This window comes from Chroococcidiopsis sp., from assembly GCF_051657925.1.
Lineage (GTDB): Bacteria > Cyanobacteriota > Cyanobacteriia > Cyanobacteriales > Chroococcidiopsidaceae > Chroococcidiopsis.
Genome location: NZ_JBOFLP010000045.1, coordinates 1 through 8,174 on the forward strand (window position 1 = coordinate 1; position 8,174 = coordinate 8,174).

At 44.5% G+C, this 8,174-nt stretch carries 7 protein-coding genes, 1 pseudogene and 1 riboswitch; of the genes and pseudogenes, 6 read left to right on the plus strand and 2 right to left on the minus strand.

Translation table 11 applies throughout. From position 1 onward, the window contains the following. Positions 1-653 (minus strand): annotated as a pseudogene (locus ACRC32_RS03230) (hypothetical protein); the annotation flags it as partial. A gap of 483 nt (positions 654-1,136) precedes the next feature. Between ACRC32_RS03230 and purM the strand changes: the two are divergent. The 3 genes from purM to ACRC32_RS03245 all read left to right on the plus strand — a co-directional run bounded on the left by purM (position 1,137) and on the right by ACRC32_RS03245 (position 5,499). After that, positions 1,137-2,168 (plus strand): phosphoribosylformylglycinamidine cyclo-ligase, encoded by a 1,032-nt coding sequence (gene purM, locus ACRC32_RS03235; RefSeq protein WP_438552621.1) that lies wholly within the window; start codon positions 1,137-1,139, stop codon positions 2,166-2,168. 213 nt (positions 2,169-2,381) lie between these two features. Then, entirely contained in the window at positions 2,382-3,638 is a 1,257-nt protein-coding gene (locus tag ACRC32_RS03240) for an MFS transporter (RefSeq protein WP_438552622.1), read from the plus strand. A 109-nt stretch (positions 3,639-3,747) separates the two neighbouring features. After that, positions 3,748-5,499, plus strand: a complete 1,752-nt coding sequence (locus tag ACRC32_RS03245; protein WP_438552623.1) for an ABC transporter ATP-binding protein — start codon at positions 3,748-3,750, stop codon at positions 5,497-5,499. A 7-nt stretch (positions 5,500-5,506) separates the two neighbouring features. Here the strand turns inward: ACRC32_RS03245 and ACRC32_RS03250 are convergent, their stop codons facing one another. Beyond that, complete coding sequence (locus ACRC32_RS03250; RefSeq protein ID WP_438552624.1) at positions 5,507-5,701, minus strand: hypothetical protein; 195 nt, start codon at positions 5,699-5,701, stop codon at positions 5,507-5,509. Between the two features lie 189 nt (positions 5,702-5,890). Beyond that, a riboswitch (cobalamin riboswitch) is annotated at positions 5,891-6,111 on the plus strand. 40 nt (positions 6,112-6,151) lie between these two features. On the opposite strand from ACRC32_RS03250, the gene ACRC32_RS03255 reads away from it, so the two are divergent. The 3 genes from ACRC32_RS03255 to cobW all read left to right on the plus strand — a co-directional run. Further along, the gene (locus ACRC32_RS03255) at positions 6,152-6,802 is read left to right on the plus strand and encodes a HupE/UreJ family protein (protein ID WP_438552625.1); all 651 of its coding nucleotides are present in this window, start codon (positions 6,152-6,154) and stop codon (positions 6,800-6,802) included. Between the two features lie 269 nt (positions 6,803-7,071). Then, positions 7,072-7,305 carry a hypothetical protein gene (locus ACRC32_RS03260; RefSeq protein WP_438552626.1) on the plus strand — a complete coding sequence of 78 codons (234 nt, stop codon included), beginning with the start codon at positions 7,072-7,074 and terminating at the stop codon, positions 7,303-7,305. A gap of 36 nt (positions 7,306-7,341) precedes the next feature. Then, positions 7,342-8,174, plus strand: an 833-nt coding sequence (gene cobW, locus ACRC32_RS03265) for a cobalamin biosynthesis protein CobW (RefSeq protein WP_438552627.1), incomplete at its 3' end; no start/stop codon positions are given.

Consider the following 8,174-nt stretch of genomic DNA (forward strand, 5'->3'; position numbering starts at 1 on the left):
GCTTGTAATGCCTCGTCTGATAGTTTTTTCTTGTTCTGTTCTGGTAGTCTGGTATCCGCATCAACTGCTACCAGTTTTTTGCCGTCAATTGCAATCTCATAGCGTTCTGATGCTTTTTGGGCATTAGATTTGCCACTATCTTTCCATTTGACAGTAATCTTGCTGGCATCGACACCTTCTGAACTCATTTGGTTGAGTCTAGCTGCTACTGCTGCTGCTTGCCAAATGGGAGCGTTCTTGGCTGAAGTTGGCTCGACGCTGGGTAATTTGCCTGTGGTTGCTACTTGGGTTGATTTGTCAGCAGCATCTTCGGCACTCTGGGTTTGTCCAACTTTGGTAGCGTTTGCTGCCTGTTTGTCGCCTAAAAATGTCAGTACGGGTATGTTACGCACGTACAGCGTCACTGCTTGGCGATCGCCCCTTTCGTGGGGTTGTATTCTGGCGATCGTTGCTTCTTTAGCTTTGGATTCGCCTCTGGATTGGGTTTCGCCTACTTTCTCAACATTCTGCGGTTGAGCCTGCACTGCTGAGGAGATCTCCTGTCTGTTGTCTCTTGAAGAATCTGCATTCAGCGATTCTGCATAACATGACAGGGGTACGCCTACGGCAGTAGTAAGCAGAGCAACGGTTGTTAATAAAATTTGCTTTTTCATGCTTCCGTTGTGAATTGCACTCCTCGACTTCGGCAAAAGCTCGCGGGGATACCACTGAATGGTCTCAAACTGACCCACTAGCTCGTACTCATTACGCTTTTATGTTGAAGTTTCAACTGCAACAGACTATCACGAAGTTTTTGCATTGAGGATCGGTAATGTCAAGGGGAAATTGTTAATTTTAATAAAGAGATTTTGTAAAGCAATGCATAACATCTTTGCAGAGAAGCAAATTCAGCTTTTCTGTGTCTCTAACGAGAAAATTTATTTTTTAATAAAATTAATATTACTTAAAATACTTAAAAAAGAGTAAAAGTAAATAAATACTGGGTTAAAACTTAACTTATTAGCTATAAAGCGATATTTAAACCGGCGATCGCACTCAAGCAACACGTAGAATGCTAATGCTGTCGCGCAGCAAAATTAAGATAAAATGCTGATGCGTGAAGCGGAGCTATCTGCCGCATTGAGGAAACTGGCAGCATGGATTATCGAGCAGCAGGGGTTAATGTTGAAGCTGGTAGAGCATTTGTTGAAGGCATTCGCCAGCTAGTGCATCGCACCCATCGCCCAGAAGTGATTGGGGGATTGGGAGGTTTCGGAGGTTATTTTCAACTCCCTAGCGGTTACACGGAGCCAGTTTTAGTCTCTGGGACAGATGGAGTCGGCACAAAATTGAAACTTTCTCACGCGCTCAACCGTCACGACACGGTAGGAATCGATTTAGTGGCGATGTGCGTAAATGATGTACTGACTTCTGGAGCAGAACCGTTGTTTTTCTTGGATTATTTAGCAACGGGAAAGCTCAACTCGGAGCAACTGACACAGGTAGTTAGCGGCATCAGTTTAGGATGTCAAAAGGCGGGGTGTGCGCTGTTGGGGGGTGAAACCGCTGAAATGCCTGGTTTTTATCAGGCAGGAGAGTACGATCTGGCGGGTTTTTGTGTTGGAATTGTGGACAAGAGCAAGTTGCTCGATGGTTCTAGGGTACAAATAGGGGATGTGGCGATCGCGCTTGCCAGTCAAGGTGTCCACAGCAACGGTTACAGCTTGGTGCGGAAAATTGTTGAGGTGGGGGGATATGCTTGGAGCGATCGCCCAGAAGAGTTTTCCGGTCAAAGTTTGGGAGAAGCCTTTCTAACACCAACGCGGATTTATGTCAAGCCCGTACTGAGTGCGATCGCATCTGGGATCGAAATTCACGCGATGGCACATATTACAGGTGGGGGAATACCGGAAAATTTACCCCGTTGCCTGGGTGAAGGGCAATCAATTCGCGTGGATGTGAATAGTTGGACAATTCCCCCAGTCTTTCAGTGGCTGGCGAAAATTGGTGGAGTAAGTCAGAAGGAGATGTTCAATACTTTTAATATGGGGATTGGCTACGTGGCGATCGTTCCTCCCCAAGCTGTAGAAGAGACGCTGCGGTGGTTTGACTCTCAGGATGTCGAGGCGTTTGCCATTGGAGAGGTTATTGCTGGTAGTGGAACCGTTGACGGTATACCTAAAGACTGAAATTCTCAAGGTAGAAAAGTAGTGGAGGCTATCCCTTAAGACTGAAATTTTCAAGATCGAAAAGCGAGCGATGGTAACATAACTGTCATGAAACTTTAACTTTTGTGACGATCGTTGCTCCACCAATTTCTGGCTTTGACTCTCTAAGCTAGGTACTAAAAACTTAGCATTTAGTTCTTTAGGGTGGGCAGCGAGTTGAAATACTCAAAACCCATGTCAAACCGCAAAGAACATCTTGAGCATTTACCTCACGCTGAAGCAGCCGACCGCACAATTCGTTTAAAGCAGCATAACCGTCTGTTTGCCTTACTTTCGCTGGCTGCGGGACTAATTTTTCTGCAAGGATATACGATCGCTCCCCTGATTCCGCGTTTGGCGGAAGTCTTTAACGTTCCAGTTCAAGAAATTGGCATTATCGTTCCAGCCTACATGTTAGCTTACGCGCTGATGGCACTGTTCTACGGCGTGCTGTCAGATCGATTTGGCAGATGGTCGGTGATTCGCATTTCTCTAATCATTTTTGTCATCTGCACGGCTTTGACTGCAACAGCTCAAACAGCTTCGCAAATGGTAATTTGGCGACTGCTGACAGGACTGGGAGCTAGTGGAGTGATTCCACTCACCTTTGCCTTGATTGGCGATTTGTTTCCATTCGACCAGCGAGGTAGTAAATTAGGGCTTGTTTTCGCAGCAATGGAAGGAGGAATGGCGGCGGGTTCTGCGGGTGGCGCGGTTCTCGAACCGTTTGTTGGGTGGCGATCGCTGTTTATTGGGACGGCTGTTTTCGCTGCTTTAGTACTTTGGCGGCTGCATCTTTACGGCGCTTTATTCGATACAGCTAAAGTAGAAAAATTACCGACGATTCGTCAGGTGTTTCGGGGATATAGCCAGATCTTCAGCAGTTTTCGCGGCAAACGAACTTACGCCTATGTTTTATGGAACGGCATCTATCACTCTGGCGTGTATACATGGCTAGGGTTGTACTTGTCGCAACGCTACAACATGGATGCATTGAGCATTGGTCTGACTATTCTCGGCTATGGTATTCCTGGATTGCTGCTAAGTTCTCTAATTGGTCGAGCGGTGGATCGTTGGGGACGGCGTTGGCTAATTCCGGCAGGATTAATTATGGCAGCCTTAGCGGGAATTGCGATGATTTTTGAGATTCCTCCCATTGGAACGACGATCGCGGTTCTCGTTTTATCTTTAGGGTACGACCTGACGCAACCTTTATTTGTGGGGATCGTAACCGATTTGGGAGATAGCAATAGTTTAGGTCAAACAATGGGACTCAAAGTGTTTGTCTTGTTTACTGGATTTGGTATTGGCAGCTTGATATTCGGAGAACTGTTGCTGTTTGGATTTGGAGCGTCACTTGCTATTTTTGGTGGTATTCAGTTGATTAGTGGGGCGATCGCAATTCGGCTATTCTGGCAGGAAGTTCCGTATCGGTTGCGATCGAACTTCTAATTAGCAAGCAGTATAGATATTAGATAGCTACCTTTGCTACCCCCAACAGCCAGACGACAACTATAACTGCAATAATTCTAGAATCAGCAAAGTCCTTCACGCGGCGGTCATGGCTCAACGTTCTCGCTTTTCTAAACTCCTCAGTTACCTGCGTCCCCACTGGAAACAAGTTCTCATAGGGGTTGTGGCTTTATTTGTAGTTAACGCCGTCGGGGTATACATTCCACTACTAATTCGCGACATTATCGAGCGACTTCAGGGAGAATTTAGGTTCGAGCAAGTCTTACAGTTTGTCGGATTGATAATTGTTTTGAGTTCTGTCATGTGGGTAATTCGCATGGTATCGCGGATTGCCCTGTTTGGTGCGGGACGACAAGTCGAATTTGACTTGAAACAAAAGCTATTTCAACATCTTCTGAAGCTGGAACCTACCTATTTCAACACAAATACAGCGGGAGATTTGATCAACCGCGCTACGAGTGATGTCGAAAATATTCGGCGGTTAGTAGGTTTTGCAGTGCTGAGTATTGTCAACACGATCTTTGCTTATGCGTTGACGCTACCTTTCATGTTGCAAATTAATGTCGAACTGACTCTTGCTGCTGTAGCAATTTATCCAGTGATGTTGATCGTGGTACAGTTATTTAGCGATCGCCTCCGTAACGAACAAGCAGAAGTCCAAGAGGAACTATCTGGCATTAGTGAATTAATTCAAGAAGATATGAGCGGGATGGCATTAATTAAAATCTACGCTCAAGAAACAAACGAACGGCTAGCTTTTCGACAAAATAATTCTAGGTTATTAGGGGCAAATTTAAAACTCGCCAAAACTCGTAATACTTTGTTTCCCCTAGTTGGAGGTTTTTCTTACGTTAGTCTGCTCTTATTATTGTGGTTTGGAGCGGGACGAATTGCTGCTGGGAATTTAAGTGTTGGTGATTTTATAGCACTCATACTTTATGTGGAAAGACTCGTTTTTCCCACCGCTTTACTTGGGTTTACAATTACAGCTTATCAAAGAGGAGAAGTCAGTATCGATCGCGTAGAATCTATTCTGGCTGTCAAACCTCAGATTTACGATAGACCTGACGCGATTTCATTACCAAAAGAAGAGATAAAAGGAGAGTTAACAGCACGCAATTTGAGCTATACATATGTTGGTTCTAGTACACCATCATTACAAAATGTCAGCTTTTCTATTCAGCCAGGAGAGACAGTCGCAATTGTAGGACCAATTGGTGCGGGAAAATCGACATTAGCAAATGCTTTACCTCATCTTTTAGAAATTGACCCAGGACAATTATTTTTAGATGGGCAAGATATTACTCAAATTACATTGGAAGATTTACGCCGCGCGATCGCCTACGTACCGCAAGATAGTTTTCTCTTCAGTACCACGATTAAAAATAATATTCGATATGGCGATCCACTCGCAGAACAATCTGATGTAGAATACTGCGCCAAGCAAGCTCAGATCCACCCTGAAATTCTCAATTTTCCACAGCAATACGAAACAATTGTGGGCGAACGAGGGATCACCCTTTCCGGTGGTCAAAGACAGCGTACAGCGCTTGCTAGAGCTTTGCTTGTAGATGCTCCGGTACTAATTTTAGACGATGCCTTATCGAGCGTTGACAATCAGACTGCAACAGCGATTTTAGATAATCTTTCCACAGGAACCGATCGCAAAACTGTGATATTTATCTCTCATCAGCTCTCAGCTGCGGCTACTACCGATCGGATTTTGGTGATGGATCGGGGTGCGATCGTCCAATCTGGCACGCATGAAGAATTGGTTCAACAATCAGGGTTATACCAAAATTTGTGGAACCAGCACCAATTACAAGAGATTTTGCAATAAACCCAAACTATTTGTAGTAGAACGCGCCAAAAGCAAGTGCAATGACGATGGGGATAACAATTGGTAGAGCAACTAACAGCCCCCATTTACCAAAGCGAATTTCTTGACCGTCAGATTTTAGCAATGCGATTACACCCGCAGTTCCCATCACAACCCAGATACAGCCAAAGACGATGAAAATAACGAATTGAGAGTCTTCCATTTCTTTCAATTTAATTGCTATTTAGTGCAAGTTTTATGCTGATAGCAACAGTATAGTATCTCCATTTCTGGTAGCTTTTTCCAACGTTCGGTCATAGCTAGACAATTTTGCCTTTCTACCCAATTTTTTAGTTGAGCAAAATTAAGAACAGTTTTGTTTCTCTCTAAGGATGCGATCTGGTGGTATGATAATCTCCTCAATCTAATCGGTTCTAGCAGGGAACAGCTGCTAGAGGCAACGGGGAAAGTTCGGTGCAAGTCCGGCGCTGTCCCGCAACTGTGATTGGTAGTTGGTAATTGGTAGTTGGTAATTGGTAGTTGTTTTGTCACTTACGACTTACGACTTACGACTTGTCCCCGATTCCCGACTCCCGTATGAGTCAGAATACCCACCGATAAAAATTGTTTAACTCACATCCTTCGCGAGGTACGGATGATGTCTAAAGATTTGATGTCTAACATTTTGCAGCAATCTCTGCGCTATTTAGGAGCGATCTCAGCTACTTTGACGATCGCATTTTTTGCCATACCCCAACCAGCTTATGCCCATCACGCGATTGGTGGCAAGACTCCAGTAAATTTATTTGAAGGTTTCTTGTCAGGATTAGCTCACCCTGTTATTGGCTTAGATCATTTCGCTTTTGTCGTGGCAATTGGATTACTTGCAGTCGGACAACGGCGCGGTGCTTTAATTCCGGCTGGATTTGTCGTGGCGGCGATGTTGGGGACAGTTATTCACGTCTTCCAAATCGATTTACCTGCGGCTGAGATCGCGATCGCAGTTTCTGTAATTATCTTTGGTGCAATGCTGTTGTGGCGCAATCGTCCTCACTGGTTAGTCACATTGGGGTTAGGCGCGATCGCGGGATTGTTTCACGGTTATGCTTACGGAGAGTCGATTATCGGGGCGCAAATGTTTCCTCTATTTGCCTACTTGTTGGGTTTTACTCTAATCCAATATGGTGTTGCTTTAGTTGCCTTTTTGGCGGGCAATTTAGCCTTACAGAAATCTGCTAATTCTAGTCCTGCTTGGTTGAGGCTATCTGGTTTAGCAATCTGTACAATTGGGGTGGTGTTCTTGACTTCCTCGGTGATGGGTTAAAAGTTAAGTAGTACCTGTGGCAATCGCCGCCAGTGAATTAATTCACTAGCTTATAGCTCAAGTCGGATAAAGCCAACTACAATTGATTTCTAGTCTACTTCAGTAGACTTTTGCTGCTAGCCTCGGACTTAAGTTCGAGGCAAGTTTGGATGCTAATTGAGAATGCTGCAAGATCTTAATTATTAAAACTATGCAAGAGATGGGGCTAACAGCGATTAGCACCGCAACAGAACTTGGAACCAACTCCACTCACGTCAGAGGTAGGCGGAATGATGGAGTCGAAATTATTGCTATCGTTAGTTCAGAAGGGAGAACGTATTATGGAACCTTGGATTGACCTAAGTTCTCTAAGCAATAGTGAGTTAACTGCGCTAGAGCAACAAATTTTACAGGAACAATCTCGACGGGTCATGAACGATCCCGAACTTATAGTAGTTGAACCGGATGCATCAGAAGAATCTCATCGAGAAGCGATCGCTAAATTGCTGCAACGCAAAAAGTAATAGCTACTACCCTTAATATTGAATGCAATAAATCCAATGGCAACAAAAATTCCCGTTACAGTCGTTACTGGTTTCTTAGGCAGTGGCAAAACAACTCTCATCCGTCATTTGTTGCAAAACAATCAGGGACGGCGCATTGCTGTTTTAGTCAATGAGTTTGGCGAGTTGGGGATAGACGGAGAATTACTGAAATCTTGTCGGGTTTGTCCAGAAGAGGCGAAACGTGAAGATAGCTTACCTCAGATTGTGGAATTAACAAATGGTTGTCTGTGCTGTACGGTACAAGAAGAATTCTTGCCGACGATGCTGGAGTTATTAAAACGCCGAGATAGTATAGATTGCATTGCGATCGAAACTTCTGGGTTAGCTTTACCAAAACCATTGGTGAAAGCTTTTCGCTGGCACGAGATTCGCAATGCTGCTACGGTGGATGCAGTGGTGACGGTGGTAGATTGTGCTGCTGTTGCCGCAGGAACATTTGCTAGCAATCCGCAGGCGGTTGAGGTGCAAAGACAGGCAGATGAGAGTTTAGAACACGAAACCCCATTACAGGAATTATTTGAAGACCAGTTGGCTTGTGCAGATTTAGTTGTATTGAATAAAACTGACTTGATTGATGCAACAACGCAAGCCGAAGTTTTAAAGTTGGTGCAACAAGAACTACCGCGACAGGTAAAAATGGTAACAAGCGATCGCGGTCAAATCGATCCTACAATTTTGTTGGGTTTTCAAGCTGCGGCTGAAGACGATTTGTCTAATCGTCCCAGCCATCACGACACGGAAGAAGACCACGAACACGAAGAAGAAATTACTTCAACTCATGTTGTTTTAAATCGCACATTTGAACCTAATGCTTTACAAAACCAGTT

Excerpts from the sequence above, each read along its gene's own strand:
- purM (WP_438552621.1), top strand. The coding sequence starts at position 1,137 with ATGGATTATCGAGCAGCAGGGGTTAATGTTGAAGCTGGTAGAGCATTT.
- ACRC32_RS03255 (WP_438552625.1), top strand. The coding sequence starts at position 6,152 with ATGTCTAACATTTTGCAGCAATCTCTGCGCTATTTAGGAGCGATCTCA.
- ACRC32_RS03240 (WP_438552622.1), top strand. The coding sequence starts at position 2,382 with ATGTCAAACCGCAAAGAACATCTTGAGCATTTACCTCACGCTGAAGCA.
- ACRC32_RS03245 (WP_438552623.1), top strand. The coding sequence starts at position 3,748 with ATGGCTCAACGTTCTCGCTTTTCTAAACTCCTCAGTTACCTGCGTCCC.
- ACRC32_RS03260 (WP_438552626.1), top strand. The coding sequence starts at position 7,072 with ATGATGGAGTCGAAATTATTGCTATCGTTAGTTCAGAAGGGAGAACGT.
- ACRC32_RS03250 (WP_438552624.1), bottom strand. The coding sequence starts at position 5,701 with ATGGAAGACTCTCAATTCGTTATTTTCATCGTCTTTGGCTGTATCTGG.